23 protein-coding genes and 3 pseudogenes are annotated in these 23,603 nt (G+C 66.0%); 12 read left to right on the forward strand and 14 right to left on the reverse strand.

Going from position 1 to position 23,603, the window contains the following annotated elements; all coding sequences use genetic code 11:
* Positions 1 to 7: 7 nt before the first annotated feature.
* Together A5733_RS04050 and A5733_RS04055 are read right to left on the reverse strand one after the other, a co-directional pair.
* Positions 8 to 760 (reverse strand): glycine betaine ABC transporter substrate-binding protein, encoded by a 753-nt coding sequence (locus A5733_RS04050; RefSeq protein WP_076239173.1) that lies wholly within the window; start codon positions 758 to 760, stop codon positions 8 to 10.
* Positions 757 to 1,404, reverse strand: a complete 648-nt coding sequence (locus tag A5733_RS04055; protein ID WP_076239174.1) for a cysteine hydrolase family protein — start codon at positions 1,402 to 1,404, stop codon at positions 757 to 759. Before A5733_RS04055 ends, A5733_RS04050 begins: the two co-directional genes overlap by 4 nt.
* A 133-nt stretch (positions 1,405 to 1,537) precedes the next feature.
* On the opposite strand from A5733_RS04055, the gene A5733_RS04060 reads away from it, so the two are divergent.
* Positions 1,538 to 1,927 (forward strand): helix-turn-helix domain-containing protein, encoded by a 390-nt coding sequence (locus A5733_RS04060; RefSeq protein ID WP_076239175.1) that lies wholly within the window; start codon positions 1,538 to 1,540, stop codon positions 1,925 to 1,927.
* A gap of 42 nt (positions 1,928 to 1,969) precedes the next feature.
* Here A5733_RS04060 and A5733_RS27820 read toward each other — a convergent pair.
* Both A5733_RS27820 and A5733_RS04070 read right to left on the reverse strand, forming a co-directional pair.
* Positions 1,970 to 2,089, reverse strand: a pseudogene (locus tag A5733_RS27820) (Fic family protein); the annotation flags it as partial.
* Positions 2,090 to 2,231: 142 nt separating this feature from the next.
* Entirely contained in the window at positions 2,232 to 3,116 is an 885-nt protein-coding gene (locus tag A5733_RS04070) for an NmrA family NAD(P)-binding protein (protein WP_076239177.1), read from the reverse strand.
* 69 nt (positions 3,117 to 3,185) lie between these two features.
* Here A5733_RS04070 and A5733_RS04075 point away from each other — a divergent pair, with 69 nt between their 5' ends.
* Positions 3,186 to 4,670, forward strand: coding sequence for an amidase (locus tag A5733_RS04075; protein ID WP_076239178.1), 1,485 nt, complete (start codon positions 3,186 to 3,188; stop codon positions 4,668 to 4,670).
* Here A5733_RS04075 and A5733_RS04080 read toward each other — a convergent pair.
* From A5733_RS04080 to A5733_RS04090, 3 genes are all read right to left on the reverse strand, one after another.
* The gene (locus A5733_RS04080; protein WP_076239179.1) at positions 4,667 to 5,047 is read right to left on the reverse strand and encodes a type II toxin-antitoxin system VapC family toxin; all 381 of its coding nucleotides are present in this window, start codon (positions 5,045 to 5,047) and stop codon (positions 4,667 to 4,669) included. The genes A5733_RS04075 and A5733_RS04080 overlap by 4 nt on opposite strands.
* Positions 5,044 to 5,292: a type II toxin-antitoxin system Phd/YefM family antitoxin gene (locus A5733_RS04085; RefSeq protein ID WP_076239180.1), complete on the reverse strand. Its 249-nt coding sequence runs from the start codon at positions 5,290 to 5,292 to the stop codon at positions 5,044 to 5,046. Before A5733_RS04085 ends, A5733_RS04080 begins: the two co-directional genes overlap by 4 nt.
* A gap of 87 nt (positions 5,293 to 5,379) precedes the next feature.
* On the reverse strand, positions 5,380 to 5,973 hold the full coding sequence (locus A5733_RS04090; RefSeq protein WP_067764203.1) for a TetR/AcrR family transcriptional regulator: 594 nt from the start codon (positions 5,971 to 5,973) through the stop codon (positions 5,380 to 5,382).
* A gap of 131 nt (positions 5,974 to 6,104) precedes the next feature.
* Between A5733_RS04090 and A5733_RS04095 the strand changes: the two genes are divergently transcribed.
* Genes A5733_RS04095 through A5733_RS04105 form a run of 3 tightly spaced genes read left to right on the forward strand, consistent with a single transcriptional unit; the run spans position 6,105 to position 8,508 of the window.
* A complete protein-coding gene (locus A5733_RS04095; RefSeq protein ID WP_076239181.1) occupies positions 6,105 to 7,445 on the forward strand; it encodes a cytochrome P450 in 1,341 nt (446 codons plus the stop codon).
* Entirely contained in the window at positions 7,442 to 7,627 is a 186-nt protein-coding gene (locus A5733_RS04100; RefSeq protein WP_067764209.1) for a ferredoxin, read from the forward strand. The genes A5733_RS04095 and A5733_RS04100 overlap by 4 nt, the downstream gene beginning before the upstream one ends.
* A 26-nt stretch (positions 7,628 to 7,653) precedes the next feature.
* Positions 7,654 to 8,508, forward strand: coding sequence for an SDR family NAD(P)-dependent oxidoreductase (locus A5733_RS04105; protein WP_076239182.1), 855 nt, complete (start codon positions 7,654 to 7,656; stop codon positions 8,506 to 8,508).
* A 288-nt stretch (positions 8,509 to 8,796) separates the two neighbouring features.
* On the opposite strand, the pseudogene A5733_RS04110 reads toward A5733_RS04105, so the two are convergent.
* A pseudogene (locus tag A5733_RS04110) lies at positions 8,797 to 9,912 on the reverse strand (CaiB/BaiF CoA transferase family protein); the annotation flags it as partial.
* Complete coding sequence (locus A5733_RS04115) at positions 9,909 to 11,081, reverse strand: acyl-CoA dehydrogenase family protein (protein WP_076239183.1); 1,173 nt, start codon at positions 11,079 to 11,081, stop codon at positions 9,909 to 9,911. The pseudogene A5733_RS04110 and the gene A5733_RS04115, both read right to left, overlap by 4 nt.
* 122 nt (positions 11,082 to 11,203) lie before the next feature.
* On the opposite strand from A5733_RS04115, the gene A5733_RS04120 reads away from it, so the two are divergent.
* Genes A5733_RS04120 through A5733_RS04130 form a run of 3 tightly spaced genes read left to right on the forward strand, consistent with a single transcriptional unit; the run spans position 11,204 to position 15,980 of the window.
* Positions 11,204 to 12,202, forward strand: coding sequence for a LacI family DNA-binding transcriptional regulator (locus A5733_RS04120; RefSeq protein ID WP_369830898.1), 999 nt, complete (start codon positions 11,204 to 11,206; stop codon positions 12,200 to 12,202).
* Between the two features lie 48 nt (positions 12,203 to 12,250).
* On the forward strand, positions 12,251 to 13,300 hold the full coding sequence (locus A5733_RS04125; protein ID WP_076239185.1) for an alpha/beta fold hydrolase: 1,050 nt from the start codon (positions 12,251 to 12,253) through the stop codon (positions 13,298 to 13,300).
* Positions 13,301 to 13,325: 25 nt separating this feature from the next.
* On the forward strand, positions 13,326 to 15,980 hold the full coding sequence (locus tag A5733_RS04130; protein ID WP_198938723.1) for an excinuclease ABC subunit UvrA: 2,655 nt from the start codon (positions 13,326 to 13,328) through the stop codon (positions 15,978 to 15,980).
* Between the two features lie 55 nt (positions 15,981 to 16,035).
* On the opposite strand, the gene A5733_RS04135 is transcribed toward A5733_RS04130, so the two are convergent.
* The 4 genes and pseudogenes from A5733_RS04135 to A5733_RS04150 all read right to left on the reverse strand — a co-directional run.
* Positions 16,036 to 18,093: an MFS transporter gene (locus tag A5733_RS04135; RefSeq protein WP_233152611.1), complete on the reverse strand. Its 2,058-nt coding sequence runs from the start codon at positions 18,091 to 18,093 to the stop codon at positions 16,036 to 16,038.
* Between the two features lie 154 nt (positions 18,094 to 18,247).
* The gene (locus A5733_RS04140) at positions 18,248 to 19,174 is read right to left on the reverse strand and encodes an alpha/beta fold hydrolase (protein ID WP_076239187.1); all 927 of its coding nucleotides are present in this window, start codon (positions 19,172 to 19,174) and stop codon (positions 18,248 to 18,250) included.
* Between the two features lie 72 nt (positions 19,175 to 19,246).
* Entirely contained in the window at positions 19,247 to 19,846 is a 600-nt protein-coding gene (locus A5733_RS04145) for a LysE/ArgO family amino acid transporter (protein ID WP_076239188.1), read from the reverse strand.
* A 239-nt stretch (positions 19,847 to 20,085) separates the two neighbouring features.
* Positions 20,086 to 20,391, reverse strand: a pseudogene (locus A5733_RS04150) (Fic/DOC family protein); the annotation flags it as partial.
* 52 nt (positions 20,392 to 20,443) lie between these two features.
* Here A5733_RS04150 and A5733_RS04155 point away from each other — a divergent pair.
* From A5733_RS04155 to A5733_RS04170, 4 genes are all read left to right on the forward strand, one after another.
* A complete protein-coding gene (locus A5733_RS04155) occupies positions 20,444 to 21,463 on the forward strand; it encodes an iron-containing redox enzyme family protein (protein WP_076239189.1) in 1,020 nt (339 codons plus the stop codon).
* 222 nt (positions 21,464 to 21,685) lie between these two features.
* Positions 21,686 to 22,105, forward strand: coding sequence for an STAS domain-containing protein (locus tag A5733_RS04160; RefSeq protein ID WP_083665987.1), 420 nt, complete (start codon positions 21,686 to 21,688; stop codon positions 22,103 to 22,105).
* An 80-nt stretch (positions 22,106 to 22,185) separates the two neighbouring features.
* Positions 22,186 to 22,869 carry a cutinase family protein gene (locus A5733_RS04165; protein WP_076239235.1) on the forward strand — a complete coding sequence of 228 codons (684 nt, stop codon included), beginning with the start codon at positions 22,186 to 22,188 and terminating at the stop codon, positions 22,867 to 22,869.
* Positions 22,870 to 23,065: 196 nt separating this feature from the next.
* Entirely contained in the window at positions 23,066 to 23,317 is a 252-nt protein-coding gene (locus tag A5733_RS04170) for a hypothetical protein (protein WP_067764242.1), read from the forward strand.
* Positions 23,318 to 23,339: 22 nt separating this feature from the next.
* Here A5733_RS04170 and A5733_RS04175 read toward each other — a convergent pair whose 3' ends face one another.
* Entirely contained in the window at positions 23,340 to 23,537 is a 198-nt protein-coding gene (locus A5733_RS04175; RefSeq protein WP_076239190.1) for a hypothetical protein, read from the reverse strand.
* Positions 23,538 to 23,603: the final 66 nt, after the last annotated feature.

Below are 23,603 nucleotides of genomic sequence, written 5' to 3' on the forward strand. Positions count from 1 at the left end.
AATCAGGTCAGCGGCTGAAGTCGGTATAAGGGGTCGAGGTGCGGCGGCGAACCTTGTCGTCGAGGGTGGCGACCAAGGCGTTGCCCAGGTACAACTGGGCGAGGTCGGCCAGGGCCGCGGCACCGATCAACTCCTCGGCGTCCCGGCGCACCAGCACGGTGGCATTGTCGGTGGCACCAAGAATCATCAACGGGTCCTGCAACCGCCGGATCCGGTGGTGCAGATGCAGTCCCTGCGGATGCCAGAACGGCATTACCACCCAGCGCTGTTGGTCGAGCGCATCTACGAAACGGCGAATGCAGGCATCTTCGGTACCGTGCTCGAAATGGTAACCAGCACTGTCTAATCCGTACTCACGCACGGCCCGCGGCGACATCTCGCTGATTCCGGCGCCCGGTGCCATGCCCTGGATCAACCGCTCCATGTGCTGCAGCGCTGGCGGTGCCAGCAGGTCGGCGATGGAAGCCACCGTGGCCGGCACGTAGTCCGGTACGCCCCAGATCGGATAGGGCTCATAAAGCACGGTCACCGGGCGTACGTCAGGACCCAGGGCAGCCGCATACCGCCCGTGGCTGAATGGCAGCCACGCAGCTACCAGAATGTCGACCTCACCTCGACCCAGCGCGGTGAACATCTCCTCGTGCGGAGCACTGTGACGCTCGATGTCGTGGCCGTGCGAACGCAGTAGCAGCTCGACCTGCTCCGCGGCGGCGTCGTGAAACGACAGCGCGATATGGCCCACCCGGAGCGGCCGGCTCATGCCATCGCTGCCACGACGTCGGCGGTGCTGAGCACCGCATGGGCGAGGTAGCGGTAGTTGATCATCGCCGCGGCGTATCCATCGCCCCATTCGGGATGACGCGGCCCCGCCGTAGCGTCGCCGACGACGGCGACCTCGAAGCCCTGCTCGAGCAGGTCGCGCAGATGCGATTCGACGCACATGTTGGCCAGCATTCCGCCCAGGATCACCCTGCTGATGCCGCGCTTGCGCAGCTGTAGGGCCACGTCGTTGGTCTGCGACCCGAACACCTTGTGCGGACTGCAGACCACCGTCATCCCATCCTCGATGAAGTCCCGGAATTCGGGCAGCCAGTCGGCGCCGGAACCGGCAAATCCGTCGAGTGTCAGAGGGCCGGTGCGGGCGAACGTATTCGACTCCAACTCCGCGGATTCCAACGGGCCGTTGAACTTCCAGCTGTGATCGGCGGGGTAGAAGTAGTGCGGCGAGATCACCATGGTGACGTCGCGCTTCCGGGCGGCCTCGAAGATCTCGATCATGTGCGCCACCGTCCCGTTCTCGGTGACGCTGTCACCCAGCACCGCCCAGTTGCGTCCAAGTGGGCTCAGCACATCGATCTGCGGGTCGATGAACAGCACGGCGGTGTCTCGGTTGTCGATCTGCATCGGCTCTCCCTGTCGGTGTGTTCGCGGTGATGGTAGGAGTGCGGTGCCGGTTTCCCGCAAGGCCGCCTACTGTCCTTGCGGGAAGCATTGCCGGTCGGAGGTGGTTTCATCCATCTGAGCAGAAGGAGCCGATGTGGCCAGACCGTGCCCGACCGGGCGTCACGACGAGCACAACGTTTATGCCGAGAACTGTCCGTGCCGGGCGCTGTTGGACCTGATCTCCAACAAATGGTCGGCTCTGGTCATCGGGGTGCTGGATGAGCGAGGCCTCGTGCGATTCTCGGAGTTGCAGGCCGTGCTGCCCGGGGTGGGCGCGAAAATGCTGACCCAGACGCTGCGCCGACTGGAGGCGGCCTCGCTGGTGGAGCGCACCGTCTATGCCGAGGTGCCGCCGCGCGTCGAGTACACCCTGTCCGAACTCGGCCGAAGCGCGGCGGTGCCGTTGGCGCAGATCCGGACTTGGGCTGAGGATCACATCGACCAAGTGGAGTTCCTCAACCGGAAGTGGTCGGAGCAGAGCTGATCGGCAGTAGGTCGAGGCATCGCGTTGGCCGTACCGGGATGTTCATCCGCGCCGCCCCGCCCGTTCGGCGAAAGCGTCGAGCGCATCCAGGATTTCAGGTGCGCGCCAGGCACGATCACGTGCGCGGTCGGTGAACTCGACGACAATGCCCGCCCCGGTGAGACGACCCGGAGTAGCTGCTGTGCAGGCTCGGAGCCCAGTGCAGCGTCTCGTAGTTGAGCGGCGCAAGTGTCGCCATGGGTCCATAATGGCGACACTTAATCACCTAAGTGTCGCTATCCGGTGCAAAGAGCGACACTTAGCGCTAAGTCCAGGCTCGCTCCCGCCAGCGCCAGGCATTGTCGCGGACGAACTCGGTCAAGGTGCGTGGCGCCCTGCCCAGCAGCCGGCCGACGTCGTCAGTCAACGGCTGGTTCGCCCCGAACCGGGTCAGGGTATACACCGCACACAGGAAACCCACTGTGTCCCAACCGACTCCGCGCTTGCGCAGGCGGCGGACGAAACGAAGCAGCCCCGGTCGGGTGTAGGTGACCTTGAAGCCCAACTCGGCGGTCAGCGTCGCAGCCACGTCGTCCATGGTCAACGCCGCGGGCCCGGTGAGGTGATAGACGGTATCGACGTGCTCCTGCGGATCGGCGAGAACTTTCGCCGCGACCTCGGCGGCGTCCCGCGCATCGATGAAGGTGGTGCGCCCCCGGCCGGCGGGAATGAACAGTTCGCCGTGCTCGACGATGTCCTCGCCGTGGGTGGAGATCTGCCGGTGCAGGTTCTGCATGAAGAAACTGCACCGCAGCACCGTCCACGTGAGTGTGCTTTCGCGCAAAGCCTTCTCGACTTTGTAGTGCGGGATGAACCGGGCGCGGTCGGCACCGAACACCGACACGTACACGACGTGCCGGCATCCGGCCTTCTCGGCGGCGGCGATGAACGGGATGATCGCGTCCCGTGCGGCTCGGTTGCCGGGAAGCGGGAACAACAGGAACAGACAGTCGACACCGGCCACTGCGCGGTCCCGGGTGGAGCGGTCGAAGAAGTCCAGGGCGACGACCTCTGCCGACCCACCGCTCAATCTCGCCTTCAGCTCATCGGGGTGCCTGCTGGCCACGCGCCAGGACAGGTCCGGCCGACGGTTGAGCTGTTCCACCAGCTCGTAGCCGACGTTGCCCGACGGTCCGGTGATCAGCAGCATTCCTCACTGTAGGCAGATGGGCCCGGGTGTGGCCCACCGCGCAGAGTCACCTCGGTCTACCGTCGTGGGATGGACTTCGACGAGTACCGGACCCAAGACGCCACCTCCTTGGCGAAACTGGTTGCTGACAAGCAGGTTTCGGCGGCTGAGCTGCTCGCCACCGCCCGGGAGCGGGCCGCGGCGGTGAATCCGAAGATCAACGCCATCGTGCGGGACGTCCCGGCATCCCCGTCGGATGATCTGACCGGCCCGTTCGCCGGCGTCCCGTTCCTGATCAAAGACCTCGCGCAGGACTATGCGGGCTTGCCCACCTCGGCCGGCTCCCTCGCGCTGATGTCGCTGAACGCCGCCGAGCACGCCACCGTCGTCCAGCGCTGGCTCGACGCGGGCCTGGTCATCTTCGGGAAGACCAACACTCCCGAGTTCGGAGCGAAGGGCATCACCGAGCCCGACGCCTGGGGACCGACCCGCAATCCCTGGGATCTGGCGAGGTCACCGGGAGGAAGCTCGGGCGGGTCGGCGGCCGCCGTCGCCGCCGGCATCGTGCCCTGCGCCGGCGCCAACGACGGTGGCGGATCGATCCGCATCCCGGCGGGCAGCTGTGGCCTTGTCGGGCTGAAACCGGGCCGCGGGCTCACCCCCTCAGGCCCGGTTGTCGGAGAATCCATGCACGGCGCGGCGGTTCAAGGCGTCGTCTCCCGGACGGTGCGCGACACGGCCGGGATGCTCGATGTGCTCAGCGGCGGCGAGCCCTTCGGGCCCTACGTGCCGCGCGTGCCCGATGAGTCTTTTGCGTCGTGCGTGGGTGCGGATCCCGGGAAGTTGCGGATCGGGCTGTGGGTGCCGACGGCGATCAACCCGACACCGCACCGCGAAGCGTTCGCGGCTGTCGAGGCGACGGCTGCCGCGCTGACCGAGCTGGGCCACCATGTCGAGGAACTGCCCCAAGCACCCTTTGACGACGCCGCGCTGGCCCGGGACTTCCTGTTGACCTGGTTCGTCTATAGCGCATGGGAACTCGCCGAGGCCAAGCGGCTGACCGGCGCGGGTGACGACGCCTTCGAGCGGGACACGCTCATCATGGCGGCGATCGGGCGCGCCACGAGCAGCGTCGACTATCTCGATGCGGTGCAGCGGCGCCACGAACACACACGGCGGCTGAGCACGTACTTCGAGTCGTACGACCTGCTGTTGACGCCCACTCTGGCCACCCTGCCACCGCGAATCGGCGAGTTCGATCTACCGGTCCCGCTGCAGCGTGGCGCGGACGTGCTGATCAAGACGCGCACCGCAAGCCTGTTGCGCTACACCAAAATCGTCGACGACATGGTGGACAAAAATCTCGGCTGGGTGCCCTACACGCAGCTGGCGAACATCACTGGCCGCCCGGCGATCTCGCTGCCGCTGCACTGGACGACAGAAGGATTGCCGCTCGGTGTCCAGTTCGTCGCACCGCTTGCCGGTGAATCGCTTCTGCTCAAGCTGGCGGCTCAGCTTGAGCAAGCCATGCCGTGGGTGGGGCGGTACGCGCCCCTCACCTTCGGCGTCGTTTAGACGTTAACGATCTCGATGAGGTGGTCGACGCCGGTGAAGTCGTCCGGGTTGCGGGTATAGAGCCTGGCATGGTGTGCGTGGGCGGTGGCCGCTATGAGTAGGTCCATGGACCGTGCCCGCGGCTGGCGACCGGCGTTGACGACGGCGGCCGCTATCTGGCCGTAACTGACTGCCACCGCCTCGTCGATGGGCAGCGCATCAAAGGTGCGTTGTAGCGCTAGTAGGCGTCGTAGCCGTTCGGCGCGCACTCCCTGATCTTTGGCCACGAGAACTCCGAAATGCATTTCGGCGACGGTGATTGCGCTGATACCCAATTCTCCGTCGAGGGGTCCGATGTCGGTGGCGATGACCACGCTGGTGTCGAGGATCGCCCTCACGCAGTTCCCCATGGGTCGCGCAGTTCATGGGAGATCATGTCGCGGTCCTGTTTCCAGGCCGGGTCGTTCGGGCCGCGGAACAGTTCGGTGATGTCAGTCCACTTCCTCCACGCCCTGGGTGCTGCGGGCACGAGTCGGGCGCTCGGTCTGCCCGCGACGGTGATGGTGAACTCCTCACCTTCCTCGACCCGGCGGACGAGGTCGGAGGCGTCTTGCCTGAGCTCACGTAGTCCCACGCGTTCCATGCGACTACGATAGCACTTGTGCTACCCCCATGGCGATCGACTTGCCGTCGAACGTCTGTGGTCACCGCCGAAGCGGTCGCGCCGCACTCAGGAGGGCGAACTCAGATTTGCCTCGCGCGGTGCGCGCAGGCCGAGCGTGCGCCGGGCCGCCGTGATCAGGTGGTCGTAGAGCTCTCGATCGTCGATGCCGGCGAAGTCCACGCCGACGGCGGCCGAGATGCCGGCCATGACGACGGCGGCGCGGACCTGGCCGCCGACCCCGGGCTCGGCACTGGCGAGCAGATCGGCTTGCCGTTTGACCAGTGCGGCTGATCGGGGTTGTTGGCGTAGAAGTTCCGCGACGCCGGGGTCGCCGGTGAATATGGGGAACAGGTCACGATGCGCCACGGCCAGGGACACGTAGCCGGTGAGCATGGATTCGGCCTGGGCGCGGTTACCCCGCTGGGCTTCGGCGTTCTCGACGCGCTCGGCCAGCTCGTCGATCACGGGTTCCATGATGGCGTTCAGCAGCTCATCGCGGGTGCGGAAATGGTGGTAGATAGCCGATTTCGTCAGCCCCAGCTCGTCGGAGATCATCTGCAGCGAGGTGCCGGCGACGCTGTGGCGCCGGAACAACTCGATGGCGACGTCGATCAACTTCTGCCGGGTCGTGCCGCCGGCGCCCGAAGCCGCACCCTTCACGATGGCGACCGAAATGTAGCGTGCCTAACATTTTCGCCTAGACTGACCATTCGTACAGTGTATTCCTGTACGTTTGGTCAGTAAGCAGCTATACGTTTGGTCAGCTGGCACCGCTCAGCTCAGGAGAGCCGATGACATTGGATACCGCGTCTCATCAGGACGTTTCCGCCGACCCGTCCCCGCTCGACGGCATCGACTTTTTCCACGATCCGGCACTGGTCGCGGATCCGTACCCGGTGCTGGCGCGCATGCGTACCGCGAATCCGGTCCTGCGTGAGCCGTCGAAGAACGTCGTCATCGTCACGGGCTACGACGAGGCGTTGGCGGTGGTCAGCGACCACGACTCGTTCTCGTCGTGCAACACGGTCACCGGGCCGACTCCGGGATTCCCGGTGCCGCTCGACGGTCTCGACGCATCGGAAGTGCGCAAATTGATCGAGGCGCACCGCGACGAGTTGCCGTTCAGCGACCAACTTCCATCGTTTGACCCGCCAAAACACACGGGACACCGCTCATTACTCAGCCGCCTGATCACGCCCAAGCGCCTGAAAGAAAACGAAGAGTTCATGTGGCGCCTGGCCGATCAGGTGCTGCAGCCGTACGTGGCTGATGGTGGCGGCGAGTTTCTCGGTACGGTCGCCAATCCTTTTGCGCTCCTGGTCATTGCAGATCTGCTGGGCGTGCCCGAAGCGGACCGCCCTGAACTCACCGAACATCTGATCGGCGACAACTCACTGGGCAGTACCGATGATGCCGTGATGACGCATGCTCCGTTGGAGTTCCTCTACGCCCGGTTCAGCGACTACATCGCCGAGCGGCGCCGCAATCCCCGCCGCGATGTCATGACCGAGATGGCGCAGGCCACCTTCCCGGATGGATCGACGCCGGAGGTCATCGACGTGGTGCGGGTGGCGGCCAATCTCTTCTCGGCCGGCCAGGAGACCACGGTCCGACTCCTGTCCTCGGCCTTGAAGATCTTGGCCGAAAACCCGGAGCTTCAACAGCAGCTCCGGGACGCTCCCGATCGGGTGCCCAACTTCGTCGAGGAGGCCCTGCGTTTCGAAAGCCCGATTCGAGGAGATTTCCGGCTGGCCCGTGACACCACGACCGTCGGCGACGTCGAGATTCCCGCGGGCACTGTGGTGATGGTGCATTACGGTGCGGCCAACCGTGATCCGCGCCAGTTCGACAATCCCGACGTCTTCGACCTGGATCGGCACAATGCCCGGCGGCACATCGCTTTCGGCCGTGGTGTGCACAGCTGCATCGGTGCACCGCTGGCCCGCGCCGAGGCGAAAGTCGTCATCCAGCGACTGCTGGCGACCACCAGCGCCATCGAGATCGACGAATCCAGGCACGGAGCTGCCGACGCCCGGCGCTACGACTATGTGCCGACGTACATCCTGCGCGGTCTGACCGATCTGCATCTGACCCTGACTCCTGCCGCCGACGTGGGGGAGGGGCCTCGATGAGGGCCGTCGTCGACGATGATCTCTGCCGCGGACACGGAGTATGCGCAGCGCTGTGCCCGCAGGTGTTCACGCTCACCGACGGCGGCTACGCAGAGGCCCTCACCGCCGACATCCCGCCAGAACTCGAGCGCGCGGTCGCCGAAGCGGTCGACAGCTGCCCGGAACAAGCCATCCGCATCTAGCGGATCAGTCACAGAAAAGAGCAAAAATGGCAACGGATTTCGAGCATCGCGAGCGTACCGCCTTCGACCTGTCCGGCAAGGTGGTGGTCGTCGTGGGCGGCGGGCAGATGCCCGGACCCAAGATCGGCAACGGCCGGGCCACGGCCATCGTCGCGGCCCGCCACGGTGCGGAGGTGGTGGTCGTCGATCGCAACCTCGACGCCGCGCAGGAGACGGTGGACATGATCACCGCGGAGAACGGCAAGGCCTACGCCGTGCAGGCCGATGTGGCCGAAAAGGATGACTGTCAACGCATTTTCGACACCGCGATGCAGCAAAGCGGTCGCGTCGACGGGATGGTCTACAGCGTGGCGATCAACCCGCCGTTCGACCGGGTGAACAACACGATGACCGTCGAGGACTTCAACCACGGCATCAACGTGAACATGCTGGGGTGCTACTACTGCAATCTCTTTGCCGCCCAATGCATGGAGAAGAACGAGGGTGGTTCCACCGGCAGCATCATCAACTTCTCGTCCATCGCGAGCATCAAGAACGAGGTCGGTCTCAACATCGGGATCATGCCCTACGCCCTCGGTAAGTGCGGGCTGAACTACATCACCGAACTCACCGCCACCCAATACGCCGACGCGGGCGTCCGTGCCAATACGTTGATGCTCGGCCCGATCGACTCCACGCTGGGCAACACCGATTCCCAGTCGCTGTTCGGTTTCGAACCCGAGGAGGTCGACGAGGCCTATCGGGAAGTGGTGAAGCTGAAGATGGGTCGGGCCAGTGCCTGGGAGACCGGCTACACGGCGCTGTTCCTGCTCGCCGACGAGTCCCGATTCATGACCGGGCAGCAGATCCGGCTGGACGGCGGGGCCACCCTGGTGCGGTGACGGGTATCAGTCCGAATGCGCGGTCGGGCTCTGGGTGGACTCCCACTTGGATTCCAGGGACCGCGTAACCGGTGTCCCGGCGGCCAGTTCCCGCTGTGACGTCGCACCGTCGTCGGTTTCGAAGGTGACCAGGAAGCCCGAGTCCGTGGACTCTTTGTGAACCACCTTGCAGACGGGTTCACCGCTGCCGAGGGTGATGATGTCACCGGGGGCGACGTCGTCGATGCGGCTGTCGGCGTTGGGTTCAGACATGGTTTGACGGTAGCCATTTTGGTCGAGCGTCAAACCGCCGAGCCGCGGCGGTGCCGTCCGGTAGCGCGGCGGGGTGGCGCTCAGCCGGATCGGATTGGACACGGTGGCCACCGGCTTGTCCCGGCGCGGATCGGCGATCGTGGTGACCGGGCTCAGGCCGAGGCGCTCGGCGAGGGCGAAGGCGTCGGCGAGGTCGTTGAGCGGGCCACACGGTACCCCCACTTCGGTCAGCGCCTGGTACCACGCATCGGCCGTATCGGCGGCCAACGCTTGGGTCAGCTCCTCGATGAGTGGTACACGATGGCGTACCCGCTCGGCGTTGGTGGCGTAGCGGGGATCTTCGGCGAGCTCAGCCGCTCCGAGAACCTTTGTCAGCGCCTGGAATTGGCGGTCGTTGCCGACCGCGAGCACCAGTGGCCGGTCCGCGGTCGGCAGCACCTCGTACGGGGCGATGCTGGGGTGGCGGTTGCCCATGGCCTGCGGCACCACCCCGGCGGTGACGTACCCCGAGGCCTGGTTCACCAGGGCCGACAGCAGCGACGAGAGCAGGTTCACCTCGACCCGCTGACCGGCGCCGGTGCGGTCGCGATGGCGTAGCGCCGCCAGGATCCCCACCGCGGCATGCAGTCCCGTGATCACGTCGACCACGGCGACACCGACTTTGGTGGGGGTGGCCGAATCGGGTCCGGTGATGCTCATCAGCCCGCCGACCGCCTGGATCAGCAGGTCGTATCCCGGAAGTTGTTGCTCCCGGCCGAATCCCGTGATCGAGCAGTACACCACGCCGGGGTTGGTCCGGCTGACGTCGTCGTAACCCAGCCCGAGCCGGTCCATGGTGCCGGGCAGGAAATTCTCCACGACCACGTCGGCCCGCGCGGCCAGCGCCTGCGCCCGCGCCAGTCCGGCGGGATCGCGCAGATCCAGGGCGACGGACTGTTTGTTTCGGTTGACCGACAGGAAGTACGACGCCTCGCCGTCGACCCAGGGCGGCCCCCAGCTTCGGGTGTCGTCGCCGGTGCCCGGGCGCTCGATCTTGACGACGGTGGCGCCCAGGTCGGCCAGCAGCATGGTGGCGTACGGGCCGGCCAGCACCCGGCCGAAGTCGGCGATGAGCAGGCCGTCGAGAGCTCCGGCGGAATCCGCGGCGCTCACCGGAACGCCGAGGCGCCGGTGAGCGCCCTGCCGATGGTCAACTGGTGCACCTCGGAGGTGCCCTCGTAGGTCAGCACCGATTCGAGGTTGTTGGCGTGCCGCAGCACCGGGTACTCCAGGGTGATTCCGTTGGCACCCAAGATGGTTCGGCATTCGCGGGCGACCGCGATGGCCTCGCGCACGTTGTTCAGCTTGCCGAGGCTGACCTGTTCGGGGGCGATCTCCCCGCGATCCTTGATCCGGCCGAGGTGGTAGGCCAACAGGTGACATTTGCCGACCTCAAGCGCCATGTCGGCGATCTTGGCCTGCGTCAATTGGTACGCCGCCAGCGGCTTGTCGAACACCTCGCGGGTCTGCGCGTAGTCGATGGCCGTCTCGAGGCAGTCGCGCGCGGCGCCGGCGGCACCGAAGACGATGCCGAACCGGGCCTCGTTCAGCGCCGACAGCGGGCCGCGCAGGCCCTGAGCCTTGGGAAGCACCGCATCGGCGGGCAGGCGCACGCCGTCGAGCACGAGTTCGGATGTGACCGATGCGCGCAGCGAGAGTTTGGCGTGGATCTCCGGGGCGGAGAACCCGGGGGTGTCGGTGGGGACGACGAAACCGCGGATGCCGTCGTCGGTCTGCGCCCACACCACGGCGACGTCGGCGATGGAGCCGTTGGTGATCCACATCTTGGTGCCGTTGAGCACCCAGTCGTCACCATCGCGCTTGGCGCGGGTACGCATGCCCGACGGGTTGGATCCGAAGTCGGGTTCGGTCAGCCCGAAGCAGCCGATCGCCTCGCCGGTGGCCATCTTCGGCAGCCACTGCTGCTTCTGCTCCTCGCTGCCCCAGTGGTGGATGCTGAACATGGCGAGCGAGCCCTGCACCGAGACCAGGCTGCGAAGGCCGGAATCGACGGCTTCCAGTTCCAGGCAGGCCAGGCCGTAGGCCGTCGCGCTGGTGCCCGCACAGCCGTAGCCGTCGAGGTGCATGCCGAGGACGCCGAGTCCGCCGAGTTCCTTGGCCAGCTCGCGGGCGGGCAGGGTGCCGGCCTCGAACCACTCCGCGATGTGTGGTCGGATGCGCTGATCGCAGAACTTGCGGACCGTATCCCGCATGGCGATTTCGTCCTCATCGAGGAGGGCGTCGAGCGCGAACAGCTGGGCCAGCGTGGTGGCCTTGGACATTTTTCCTCCTGGAGCCGCAGATGTGTGCAATCGGTTGGCAGAACGTTTGCGAGAACGATTGCATCACCTACAGTAGGGGCGCATCGCGGATGCGGTCAATCCGCCGGATCAGGAGGTCGGCTGTGACGGGTCGGGCGCCGACGCTCAAAGAGATCGCCGAGCGCGCCGGGGTCCACATCTCCACGGCGTCGCGCGTGCTGCGACAACCCGAGCCGATCGACGGCTGGTCGGAGGCGGCGTTGCGGGTGCGGGCGGTGGCCACCGAACTGGGGTATCAGCGCAATCTGCAGGCCGCCAGCCTGCGGACCCGCCGGACCACCACGGTCGGGGTGGTGATGCCGCGGTTGACCGACGGCGTGGTGGCGACGTACTTCGAGGGCATCGAAGAGGCCGCGACCGCCGCGGGGTACTCCGTGCTGCTCTCCAGCCCGCCCGACGACCTCGACGCGCAGCGGCGCGCCATCGAATTCCTGGTCAGCCGGCAGGTGGACGGTCTGCTGCTGTCGAGCCTGCACATCCCCGGCGACCGCTTCCTGGAGTCGCTGAACCTCGGCCGGGTGCCGGTGTTGCTGATGACCCGGCACGCCGAGGCCGGCGTCCCGTTCGTCGGCGGCGACGACCGTCGCGGCGGTTACCTGGCCGGGCGGCATCTGCTGGAGCGCGGCCTGAGCGATCTCGCCGTCATCGCCGGCCCGGCACATGCCACCACCGCCAACGACCGCCTGGCCGGGTTCCGCGACGCGCTGGCCGACGCGGGGGTCGAGCTGCCGCCGCACCGGGTGAAGCGCTCGACGTTCGACGTCGCCGGCGGCCGTAGCGCCGGCACCGAGTTGCTGACCGGCCCCGATCGGCCGCAGGCCATCTTCGCGGTCAGTGACTCGATCGCGATCGGCGTGGTCGGCGTGGCCCGCGACGTCGGGTTGAGCATTCCCGACGAGCTGGGCCTGGTGGGCTACAACGACATCCCGGTGGCTGCGCAGCTGCCGGTGCCGTTGACCACCGTGCGCTCACCGGCCCGACAGATCGGCGCCACCGCGTTCCGATGTCTGCTGGACGTCATCGCCCAGCGCGATGTCGAATCTGTCCGTCTACCAGTGGAATTGGTTGTCCGTGGTACTTAGTTGTCCGTCGCACTTAGAGTAATCAACAACAGAAAAGAGGAGCCCACCTTGCCCGCACCCAGCGATGCCGAGTACTTCGACCTTGGCGACTTCACCCTCCAGGGTGGTTCCACGCTCCGAGGTGCCACCCTGGCCTACAAGACGTACGGCACGCTCAACGCCGACAAGAGCAACGTCATCGTCTACCCCACTTGGTATTCGGGGTGGCACACGGACAACGAGTGGTTGATCGGAACGGACAAGGCGCTCAATCCCGACCAATGGTTCATCATCGTCCCGAACATGCTCGGCAACGGGCTCTCGTCGTCGCCGTCGAACACTCCCGCGCCCTACGACAGGGCCCGCTTCCCCGCGGTGACGTTCTATGACCAGGTCGAGGCGCAGCACAAACTCGTCACCGAGAAGTTCGGCATCTCGACCATCGCGCTTGTCACCGGATGGTCCATGGGTGCCGGCCAGACGTATCAGTGGGCGGTGAGTCACCCGGAGATGGTGCAGCGCGCCGCACCGTTCTGCGGGTCGAGCATCACCGCACCGCACAACAAAGTCTTCCTTGAGTCGCTGATCGCGTCACTCACGGCTGACGCCGCGTGGGCGGATGGCGATTACTCATCGAATGCCCTGCCGGTCAAGGGATTGCGCGCATTTGCGCGGGTCTATTCGGGCTGGGGCTACTCGCAGGCGTTCTATTGGGAAGAGACCTGGCGTGAGCTCGGCTTCACCTCGCTCGATGACTTCCTCTACGGGTTCTGGGAGAACTTCTTCCGTGACGGACGCGATCCCAACAACCTGATCACGATGCTGCGGACATGGCACAGCGGAAACGTGGGCAACACACCGGGATTCGACGGCGACACCAAAAAGGCGCTCGGTGCCATCCAGTGTCCGCTCCTGGCGATGCCGGCCGAAAAGGACCTCTACTTTCCGCCGGAGGACGAAAAGTGGGCAAGTGAGTACATCGCCCAGGGTGAGGTGCGGGTGATTCCCGGTATCTGGGGGCATTTCGCGGGCGGCGGCGCGAACCCGGTCGATACCGCATTCATCGATGCGGGCCTTCGGGATCTGCTCGCCAAACCGGGTTATTCGCCGAAGAACTGATCACCTATGCCGTCGGATTGTGGTGATGAGGCCATCTGAACCGCCGCGGGATGAGCGGCCGGTGGACATCCCGGCCGATGTCCAGGTGCGCGGTGCCCGGGAACACAACCTCAAGAACATCGACGTCGACGTTCCGCGGGATGCGCTGGTGGTGTTCACCGGTGTGTCGGGATCAGGCAAGTCGTCGCTGGCATTCGGAACGTTGTTCGCCGAGTCGCAGCGTCGGTACCTGGAGTCGGTGGCCCCGTACGCGCGCCGGCTGATCGACCAGGTGGGTGTTCCCGATGTCGACTCGATTGAGGGGATGCCGCCCGCGGTGGCGTTGCAGCAGTCGCGTGGCGTGGGCAGCGCGCGGTCATCGGTCGGGAGTGTGACGACACTGTCGAGCCTGGTGCGGATGCTGTATTCGCGCGCCGGGAACTACCCGGCTGAGCAGCCCATGCTGTTCGCGGAGGATTTCTCATTCAACACCGTGCAAGGGGCGTGCCCGGCGTGCCACGGCATCGGCCGGGTGTATGAGGTGCCCGAGGCGCTCATGGTGCCGGATCGGTCGCTGACCATCCGGGACCGGGCCATCGCGTCGTGGCCGCCGGCGTGGTACGGGCAGAACCTGCGCGACATCCTGGTGTCGTTGGGTTACGACGTCGACAAGCCGTGGAAAGACCTTCCGAAGAAGGATCGCGACTGGATCTTGTACACCGAGGAGCACCCGACGGTGCCGGTGTACGCCGGGTTCACTCCGGCGCAGACCCGTCGCGCTGTGAAACAGGGTATGGAGCCCAGTTACCAAGGCACGTTCACCGGCGCGCGCCGATACGTCCTGGACACGTTCGCCAACACCAAGAGCGCCTCGGTGAAGAAGCGGGTGTCCCAGTTCGTCAGCAGCGCAGTCTGTCCCACATGTGACGGCAAGTTGCTCAAGCCCGAGGCGCTGTCGGTCACCTTCGAGGGATTCGACATCGCCGCCCTGTCCGGACTCTCGCTGACTGCGCTCGCACAGGTTCTGGAGCCCGTGGCCGGCGACAGCTGGGCGCCGACCGAGGTGGGTTCCAGCGACGTTCTCGACGAGTCAGCACGCCGCGCGGCGGTCCGAGACCGGGTATCTGCCGGTGGCTCGGCGCACAAGGCGGCTCCTGATATCCGACACACCCCCAACATGTCTGTCGAGAAGCGGGCCGCCGCAGCGCGTTTGGCGGACGAACTGCTCGAGCGGCTGAAACCGATCATGGATCTGGGCCTGGGGTACCTTTCCTTGGACCGCAGCACCCCCACGCTGTCTTCGGGAGAGTTGCAGCGGCTGCGGCTGGCGACGCAGCTGTCGTCGCAGCTGTTCGGGGTGGTGTACGTGCTCGACGAGCCGTCGGCCGGCCTGCACCCTCGCGATCGGGACGCGTTATTGGGCGTTCTGGATGGTTTGAAGCGACGTGGTAACAGTGTCTTCGTCGTCGAGCACTCGCTCGACATCATCGGCGCGGCCGATTGGTTGGTCGACATCGGCCCCGGAGCCGGTGATAGCGGCGGGGAGATTCTCTACAGCGGTCCGCCGAAGGGTCTCGCCGAGGTGGCCGAATCAGTCACGCGGCGTTACCTGTTCGGCCTGGTGCCGCCGGTGGTCCGCACGCCCCGCGAGCCCGCCGCCTGGCTGCGATTGGAACACGTGAGCCGCAACAACCTTCACGACGTGTCGGTGGCATTCCCGCTGAAATGTCTGACCGCGGTCACCGGAGTCTCTGGCTCGGGGAAATCGAGTCTGGTCAGTCAGGCGCTGCCGACGTTGGTCGGTGAGCACCTGGGCGCACCGGTGAGCGGATCAACTGACGAGGTGTCGGACGATGACCTCCTGCTGGTCGGGGGGTCGGCACCGGTGGACGGCCGGATCGTCGGCGGCATTGGGGGATTGCGTCGTGTGGTGTGCATCGACCAGAAACCCATCGGCCGCACGCCCCGTTCGAACGTTGCCACCTACACCGGCATGTTCGACCACATCCGTCGCCGTTTCGCCGCGACACCGGAAGCGCGACGCCGGGGCTACAAGGCCGGACGGTTCTCGTTCAACGTCGCGTCGGGCCGATGCCCGACCTGCGAGGGGGAGGGGTGGGTGATGGTGGAGCTGCTGTTCTTGCCCAGCGTCTATGCCCCGTGCCCCGACTGCCACGGAACCCGCTACAAGGCAAGCACATTGGAGATCACGTGGCGGGATCGCAACATCGCCGAGATTCTGGAGATGAGTGTGGAGCAGGCGTCGGAGTTCTTCGACGGCGATACCGACGTACTGCGCTCGTTGACGGTGTTGCGCGATGTCGGGCTGGGCTACTTGCGGTTGGGGCAGCCGGCGACCGAACTGTCCGGCGGCGAGGCCCAGCGCGTCAAGCTGGCCACCGAGCTACAGCGGGCGCACCGCGGCGACGCGCTCTATCTGCTCGACGAACCGTCGGCGGGATTGCACCCCGCCGACACCGACCGTCTGCTGCGGCATCTGCAGAAGCTGGTCGACGGGGGTAACACGGTCGTCGTCGTCGAACTCGACATGCGCGTCGTCGCCCAATCCGACTACGTCATCGACCTCGGTCCCGGTGCCGGCGGAGACGGCGGCCGCGTCGTGGCCACCGGCACGCCGGCCGTGGCGTCGACCCACCCTGACAGCGTGTCCGCCCCCTACCTCGCCGCCGCGCTCCGCTAGCACCGGATCACGAATCCTTATCTCCCCGTTAGCGATAGCGCCACAGCGGATCTACTTATCGAGGCGGAGTGCTCCACCGCGCTCGGGACGTTTGCGGTGCGACCGGTTGTGGTCGCCGGTGTGCCCGAGATGATCGTGGCGTGTGCAGCGGTGCGGTGGGGGCATTCGGCGACGGTGGCGGGTTGGATGCTGAGGGCGCCGCAGGGGCAGCCATCGCGATGTTCTGCCGTTGCACTTCCTCGTCGATGCCGTCGGACAGCCGGCCGAGGTAGCCGATGAGTGCGGCCACGTCGCCGTCATCCCAACGCGACAGGATGGACTCCAGCCGGGAGATGTTCAGCGCTCGTTGGCGCTCAAAGGTGTTGCGGCCGTGCGACGTAAGCAGGAAACGTGGCGGCGCGGCTTGATCGGTGGTGGGAGAGCGGCCGACCATGCCGTCGCGAATCAAGGTGGACAACCGCTCGTCGACGGTCTCGGCCGGGCTGTCGACCGCGCGTGCGAGTTCTTGCAGGGTGAGGGGGTCGCCGCCGCCGAGATAGGAGGCGATGACGTAGTCGCCGCGGTCGAGTCGGTATGGCGTCGAGGGAATCTGCAACGCCACGGCGGCCTGGCGGCCGAGCGCGGTCAGCACGTTCTCGAGTCGTTGGGCCCGGCGTCGCACCGGGACGGGCACCACGACCTGTTCCACATCCGCCAATGCCGGCGTCGGGACTGAGGTCGGGATCGTCACCGCCAGCAGGGCTCCCACCACGGCTGCGCCTCCGGCAATCAGCATGGCGGTCTGGAAGGCCGCCAGCGTCGGAAACGTGTGGCCGGCGTAGACGATGGTCATCTGGGCCAGCACCGCGCCGGTCACCGCGCTGGACGTCGAGGTGCCCAGCGAGCGGGCAAGTGAGTTGATTCCGTTGGCCGCAGCGGTTTCTGACACCGGCACGGCCGAGTTGATCAGGGTGGGCAGCGCGGCGAACGCGAAACCGACGCCGACGCTGCACACCACACCGAATGTCAGAACACCCGCGGGCGAACCGAGGAGCTGTGTCCCGCCCAGGTATCCCACCGCGATGACGATGGCGCCCAGGACCAGGGTGAACCGCGGGCCGCGGCTGGCGATCACCTTGGCCGCGACCGGGGACGCGGCCATCATCGCCAGGCCTCCCGGGGCCATCCACAGGCCGGCCATCACCATCGATTGGCCCAGGCCATACCCGGTTGCCGCCGGCATCTGCAGAATTTGGGGACCGATCAGGCTGGTGCCGAACATCCCGAATCCGATCGCCACCGAGGAGATGTTGGTCAGCAGGACTGGGCGTTTGAGCGTGGTGCGCATGTCGACGAGCGGTGTCGGCGCGCGGTACTGCCACCAGCCGAACACCACGAATGCCACGATCGATCCGATCAGCAAGCCGAGCGTGAGGGGGCTGCCCCAGCCCCACGACGCGCCTTTGGAGATGGGGAGCAGTAACAACAGCAGCGCGGTGGCCAGTCCGACCGCCCCCAGCGCGTCGAATCGGCCCGTGGACGTCGACGGCACGATGTCGGGGACCATGGTCGCGAACAGGATTCCCGAGAGCAGGCCCAAACCCGCTGCGAACCAGAACAATACGTGCCAGCTGGAATGTTCGGCGATCACTGCGGACAGCGGCAGGCCTAATGCGCCACCCACCCCGAGCGAGGCGCTGACCATGCCCATCGCGCCGCCGACGCGGTCGGCCGGCAGGGCGGCGCGCAGCACGCTGATGCCCAGCGGGATGACCGGAGCGCCGAAGCCCTGCAGTGCACGTCCGACCACCAGCGGCGCCAGGGAGCTGGTGAGCGCGGCGATCACTGAACCGGCGGTGAGGAGCACTGCGCAGGCGACGAGAATCCGCTTGGGGCCGAACATATCTCCGAGCCGGCCGAACATCGGCGTCGCCACGGCGCCGGTGAGAAGTGTCGCGGTGACCGCCCAGGATGCATTGGCCGGGCTCGTGTTCAGTATCTCGGGCAGTTGCGGAACCAGTGGCACCACGAGTGTCTGCATCAGCGAGACGCTGACGCCGGCGGCCGCGAGCACCGCGACCAAGGCGCCTCCGCCTTTCGGGGTGGCCGGACGTTCGACCAACTGCTGGGACACCGCAGCGACCTCCTTCGATACCAGTACGCGTGCTCACGCGACCTCGGCCTGCGCCGACGAGGGTCGAAACCTTACCGCATAGGTAGGCTAACTAACAAAACGGTGGGTCAAATCCTCGTCGCGCGAACATTCGGCGTGATCGGGCCTTGGTGTGTTAGGTGATCGACCAGAATTCCAGCAGGGTGCGGATGGTGGCCACCAGCGGCAGCGGCTGGTCCAGCATCGGATGGTGCCCGGCTTCGGCGAGTTCGACGAAGGGGCCGCGGAGTTGGAGGATCGAACGGATCTGGTCGGCCATCCGGGGCGGCACGACACCGTTTTCGCAACGCAAATAGCCGATCCGGCAAGGGATTCGGGCGAAGGCGTTTTCCAGGAGTTCCTCGTCGTCCGGCGTTTCGTCCATCAAAAGGCCGCCGAAGATGTCGGGGTCGAACTTCCAGACCCATCCGTCATCGACCTTGCGGATGGATTCCACGGCGATGTGGTGACCGATATAAGGCAGCGTCACGTCCTGTTTCGGTACCGCGCGGAACCGGGCCAGGATCTCGTCCTCGGTCGGATAACCGGCGGCGTCGCGGCGGCGCTTGCGCAACCGGACTTCCTCGGGGGCGCGATCGCGCAGCGGTGAGTCGATGACCAGGATGCTGTCGATCCGGGCACCGTAATGGGTGGCGGCCGAGGCGCCCACCCAGCCGCCCATGCTGTGGCCGACGATGGTGGGCCTGGCCGAGGAGCCCGAGGCCCTGGAAGCTTCCGCTGCGGCCAGCACTTCTTTCGCCCAGATCGACAGGGCGTATTCGGTGCGCTTGCCGCTGTCCCCGTGCCCGCTGAGGTCGGGCGCGACGACGCGGTGCGTGGAGGTGAAGAACGGCGCGATGTGATCCCACCATCCGGAGTGCGCGCCGCCGCCGTGGACGAATACCAGCGGGGGCTTGTCCGGATCGCCCCAGGTGCGCAGGTGGATCGGGCAGCCGTCGACGTCGATCGTCGAGTGCTGCGGCGTCTCGTCCAGCGCAGTGGTGAACCATGCGGGAGCGTCCGCCAATGGATGCGCGGCCGCGGGCTGCCCACGCCGGAACATGCGATTCACCTGGTCAGTCTGTCGCATCGGCCCCCGGGCGCCACGACCTGGGTTGGTGAATCGTCACGCCCGTCAGGAGAGCCCGAGGCCCAGACCCAGCGCGATCATCGTCACCGCAATCGCGCCGTCGAGGAGGCGCCATGTCATCGGCGTGGCGAACAGCCCCGCCAGCCGCCGTGCCCCCAGGCCCAGGCCGGTGAACCACACCGCGCTGGCCAGTACCGCGCCGGCACCGAAGAGCCACCGCTGCTCGTGGTGTTCATTGGCCAGGGAACCGAGGAGCACCACGGTGTCGAGGTAGACGTGCGGGTTGAGCCAGGTCAACGCCAGGCAGGTGACCAGCACCTCGGCCAGCCGGGCTGGGGTGCGCTCCGAGGGGGTGAGGGTCGACGGCCGGAAGGCGCGCCGCGCGGCCAGCACGCCATAGCCGATGAGAAATGCCGCGCCACCGACCTTCACCATCGTGACGGCATCGGGGTGCGCGGTGATCACCGCCCCGACACCGGCGATGCCGGCCGCGATCAGGATCAGATCCGAGACTGTGCACAACGCGATCACCGCGACGATGTGCTCGCCGCGGATGCCCTGACGCAACACGAAGGCATTCTGGGCGCCGATCGCGGCGATCAACGCCATGGTGGTGAGGAATCCGACGAGGACAGGTGAAGCCATGTGCTCGACGGTATGGGCGGGTGATGGGCAAGTACAGCTAATGAATTTTAGCCCGCATTAGAACCACTAATGCCGAGTTGGGCGGAACGTTCGTACTGGGAAGCTGCCAGTATGGGGGCCCAACGACACTGATGACCACGGCGACGAAGGACGGCAGCACCGATGATGACGTCAAAAATCGTATGCGGGCTCGTCGTCGAGGATCTTTGCGAACATGGCGATCAACCCGCTGAGGTCGGCGGGGGACAGAAAGACTCGCCGCCCTTTTCGATGCCGACAGTGCGCAGCTCTCCTGCCCACTCGTAGACATCTTGGAAGAGGTGCTGGTGGATGCGTTGCAGGTAGTCGAGATCGTATGAGCGTTGTCCCACTAGGTTGGGATCTTCGCGTAGCTCGATCAGGCGGGTCTCGACGAGGTCGTTCTCCGCGTCCCGAAGTTCGTCGGCTGTGCGGGCTCCGACCCGGTTTCTGAGAATGCCCGTGCCGGGGACGAAATAGCCCTGCCAGTTGCGTTCGATGTCGCCAGTGTCCCAGGGGTGTGGCAACTCCCGGCCTGGCGGGGATTGATACGCCGCTGAACTGGGTATCCGTGCCGTCGTGACATCTGCGCCGATTCTCGTGGAACCCACCCTCCCTGATCCTCGTGGTCCGTTGTCAGCTGCCGTCATCAGGTTGTTGAGCGAGCGGGTGCCCTGTAATCATCTGTCCCGCGTCGAGGCGTCGCTGGCTGATTCCGACCCGTTCGGTCTCGACCTGCACCTGGCCCTCTATGTCTGCTACGAGCTGCACTACCGCGGTTTCGTCGGGGTAGACGCCGGTTGGGAGTGGGACGCCGGCCTGCTGCACTTGCGGGGGAAGTTGGAGCGGGAGTTTCTGACGGAGGTGCGAGGCGCCGTCGGTGAGATCGACCCCGACGATACGGCGGTGGCCGAGATGGAGAAGATCTCGATCGAGCCGGTTGACGGTGAAGGTCTGTCATATCACCTGCGGGACAAGGGAACCTGGGAACAGATGCGCGAATACTTCGTGCACCGCTCGCTGTATCACCTCAAGGAAGGCGATCCGCACGCCTGGGCCATCCCGCGGCTGACGGGTCAGGCCAAAGCATCATTCGTCGCGGTGGAATTCGATGAGTTCGGCGGTGGCCGGGGGCCGCGGCTGCATCAGCAGTTGTTCGCCGACCTGATGGACGCCGCCGGGCTGGACTCGACCTACCTCGGCTATATCGACGACGTGCCGGCCGAATCGCTGGCCGCAGTGAACCTGATGTCGTTGTTCGGTTTACATCGCAATCTGCGCGGCGCGGCGGTCGGACACTTCGCCTCCACGGAGATCACCTCCTCGCCAGGTTCGCGACGGCTGGTGGAGGCTCTGCAGCGCCTTGGTGCTCCGCAGGAGTGCGTTGCGTTCTACGCCGAACATGTGGAAGCCGACGCCGTCCACGAACAGGTGGTGCGCACTGACGTGGTGGGTGATCTTGTGGCCCGCGAACCTCACCTCGACGCAGATGTGGTTTTCGGGATTCGAGCCCACGCCCTCGTCGAGGACCGGCTGGCCGATCACATGATGGGACGGTGGTCCGAAGGCGAGCCCTCGCTACGCCGGCCGTTGAGCTGAAGCATTTGCACCGGCACCGGCGACTGGTGTCACATGCTGTTTATATTGCGCACTCGGCGCGTTCACCATTTCTTTTCCTCATCAGAGATGCGGTTGCCCAGGCCTTCGGGGCGGAGTACTTTTTGTCTGCAAGGTTGAGATCACAGCCACCACGAAAGTCGGGACGTGGCTGCCGGTTCCCTGCAGCCCAGCAGCGCGAGTCATCGTCTGAGGGGGTCGCCGATGTCGTTTCCGATCACAGCTGAGCGGCGACGGGCCGAGGAAGCCGTCAAGAACGCTGGTGCGCGGCGCGCGCACGGCCACGTCTATTTCACGAAGCAGTGGGGCCGGACTGGGGCACTGATCAGGGTCATCGGTGACATCGACGCCGCCAATGCCAATCAGCTCGTCGATCAGTTCCACCAGGCGGCATGGTGTGAATGGCTGGTTCTGGATCTGACCACGGTGGAATTCATGGGCACGGCCGGACTGGCGGCTCTGCGCGCGATCAACGCTCGTTGCGCCGAGGGGAATGTGCAGTGGGCGCTGGTGGCCGGTCGCGCGGTATCGCAATTGTTGGCCGTCTGTGGCCACGATCAAACGTTTCCGACCAGCGAGTCGCTCACCGCGGCGTTGGCGTCGGTACACAAGCTCCCCAAGTAGCCGATGACACCGAACTAGCAGAGGAACCCAACGTGATTGAACGGCTGATTGGTCTGGTCGGTACCGCCGTGATCGCAGGGATGGGGGTAGTGTTCGCCAGCTCGGCGCCGCTCGCCTCGGCGCAGCCCTGCCCTGACGTGGAGGTGGTGTTCGCCCGCGGTACCGGTGAACCTCCGGGCGTCGGGCCAACCGGGCAGGCATTTGTCGATTCCTTACGACATCGGGTGGGCGACAAGTCTTTTGGCGTGTACCCGGTCAACTACCCGGCCACTGACCAGTGGACCACAGGCGTCGACGGCATCCGCGATGCCGGCGCGCATATCACCAAGATGGCCGCCGACTGTCCCGACACCAAGATGGTGCTTGGTGGATATTCCCAAGGCGCGGCGGTGATGGGCTTCGTCACCTCGGCCGCTGTCCCCGACGGCGTCGATCCGGCGACGGTACCCAAACCGTTGGCGCCCGAGGTCGCCGACAAGGTTGCCGCCGTCGTGCTCTACGGGACGCCGAACATCCGGGCGATGAACTTCTTGGGCGAACCGCCGGTCGTCATCGGCCAGCAGTACGTGGACAAGACTCTCAAGGTCTGCGCCCCCGAGGATTTCGTGTGCTCCGACGGTCTGAATTTCGCGGCGCACACCACCAGCGGCTACGACAGCCTGGTCAATCAGGGCGTCGACTTCGCGGCCGGCCGCCTCGGGTTGGAATCTCCGGCCGGACCGGCCGCCCCCGGTCGGTGGGACGCGCCGCCGGCCAACCCGTAGCCGCACAGCGGCGACCCGCTGTCGTTGTCGCGGTGGTACCCCGCGACAAGTGTCGTCGTGCAACGCCTGGGCGACCGTCCTGCCTGACAGGGCTTGCGGGATTCTCGACGCTGGTCGGCGACACCGACGAATAGGACCCGCAACGAACGGGCATAGCTATGGGCTGGCGAACAACGGACGAGGATGAGGACGACTGATGACGATCTCGGCTGATGACGTACGACGGTTACTGGCCTCGGATGTGGCTGACCCGGTTCTGGTGTTGATTCAGGGGCACACCGACGTGGTGCCGGCCGGGCGACTCGATACAGATGATTACCGCGGCGCGCTGCGGGTGATTTCCAAGTCGGACCTCATCGGTCAGACCGATGGAGCGCAACTGTCGGAACAACAGATGGCCGAGGAGGCCGCCAAGCTGGATTCGGAGATATCGAATCTTGGTGCGTAGCCGTATTTTTCGTCGCCGACGCTCATTCCGACCCGGTTTCGGCGGGATCGTCGGCACCCTCGGCCTGATCCGGCTGCGGCCGTAGCCGCTGCGGCTGCAGCATTTCGGGGTCGGCGTCCGGATCGTAGTCAGGGTCCTCGCCGCTGCGTTCGCAATCCTTCTTGTCCATCTGGCCTCCCAGCTCCGCGGCATACCCGCACGCCGGGGCGTCAAACCTCATGCGCAACTCTAGGCCTTGGCGTGTGGGCCAGCGATGCCTCGGGTACTCCGTGCACGAGCCGCCCCG

It is taken from the genome of Mycobacterium sp. NS-7484 (assembly GCF_001953975.1).
Classification (GTDB): Bacteria; Actinomycetota; Actinomycetes; order Mycobacteriales; family Mycobacteriaceae; genus Mycobacterium.

What these genes read in the sequence shown, in the direction of transcription:
- A5733_RS04050 (WP_076239173.1), bottom strand. Translation starts at nt 760, where the DNA reads ATGAGCCGGCCGCTCCGGGTGGGCCATATCGCGCTGTCGTTTCACGAC.
- A5733_RS04055 (WP_076239174.1), bottom strand. Translation starts at nt 1,404, where the DNA reads ATGCAGATCGACAACCGAGACACCGCCGTGCTGTTCATCGACCCGCAG.
- A5733_RS04070 (WP_076239177.1), bottom strand. Translation starts at nt 3,116, where the DNA reads ATGCTGCTGATCACCGGACCGTCGGGCAACGTCGGCTACGAGCTGGTG.
- A5733_RS04075 (WP_076239178.1), top strand. Translation starts at nt 3,186, where the DNA reads ATGGACTTCGACGAGTACCGGACCCAAGACGCCACCTCCTTGGCGAAA.
- A5733_RS04085 (WP_076239180.1), bottom strand. Translation starts at nt 5,292, where the DNA reads ATGGAACGCGTGGGACTACGTGAGCTCAGGCAAGACGCCTCCGACCTC.
- A5733_RS04095 (WP_076239181.1), top strand. Translation starts at nt 6,105, where the DNA reads ATGACATTGGATACCGCGTCTCATCAGGACGTTTCCGCCGACCCGTCC.
- A5733_RS04100 (WP_067764209.1), top strand. Translation starts at nt 7,442, where the DNA reads ATGAGGGCCGTCGTCGACGATGATCTCTGCCGCGGACACGGAGTATGC.
- A5733_RS04105 (WP_076239182.1), top strand. Translation starts at nt 7,654, where the DNA reads ATGGCAACGGATTTCGAGCATCGCGAGCGTACCGCCTTCGACCTGTCC.
- A5733_RS04115 (WP_076239183.1), bottom strand. Translation starts at nt 11,081, where the DNA reads ATGTCCAAGGCCACCACGCTGGCCCAGCTGTTCGCGCTCGACGCCCTC.
- A5733_RS04130 (WP_198938723.1), top strand. Translation starts at nt 13,326, where the DNA reads ATGAGGCCATCTGAACCGCCGCGGGATGAGCGGCCGGTGGACATCCCG.
- A5733_RS04140 (WP_076239187.1), bottom strand. Translation starts at nt 19,174, where the DNA reads ATGTTCCGGCGTGGGCAGCCCGCGGCCGCGCATCCATTGGCGGACGCT.
- A5733_RS04145 (WP_076239188.1), bottom strand. Translation starts at nt 19,846, where the DNA reads ATGGCTTCACCTGTCCTCGTCGGATTCCTCACCACCATGGCGTTGATC.
- A5733_RS04160 (WP_083665987.1), top strand. Translation starts at nt 21,686, where the DNA reads ATGTCGTTTCCGATCACAGCTGAGCGGCGACGGGCCGAGGAAGCCGTC.
- A5733_RS04165 (WP_076239235.1), top strand. Translation starts at nt 22,186, where the DNA reads ATGGGGGTAGTGTTCGCCAGCTCGGCGCCGCTCGCCTCGGCGCAGCCC.
- A5733_RS04170 (WP_067764242.1), top strand. Translation starts at nt 23,066, where the DNA reads ATGACGATCTCGGCTGATGACGTACGACGGTTACTGGCCTCGGATGTG.
- A5733_RS04175 (WP_076239190.1), bottom strand. Translation starts at nt 23,537, where the DNA reads ATGAGGTTTGACGCCCCGGCGTGCGGGTATGCCGCGGAGCTGGGAGGC.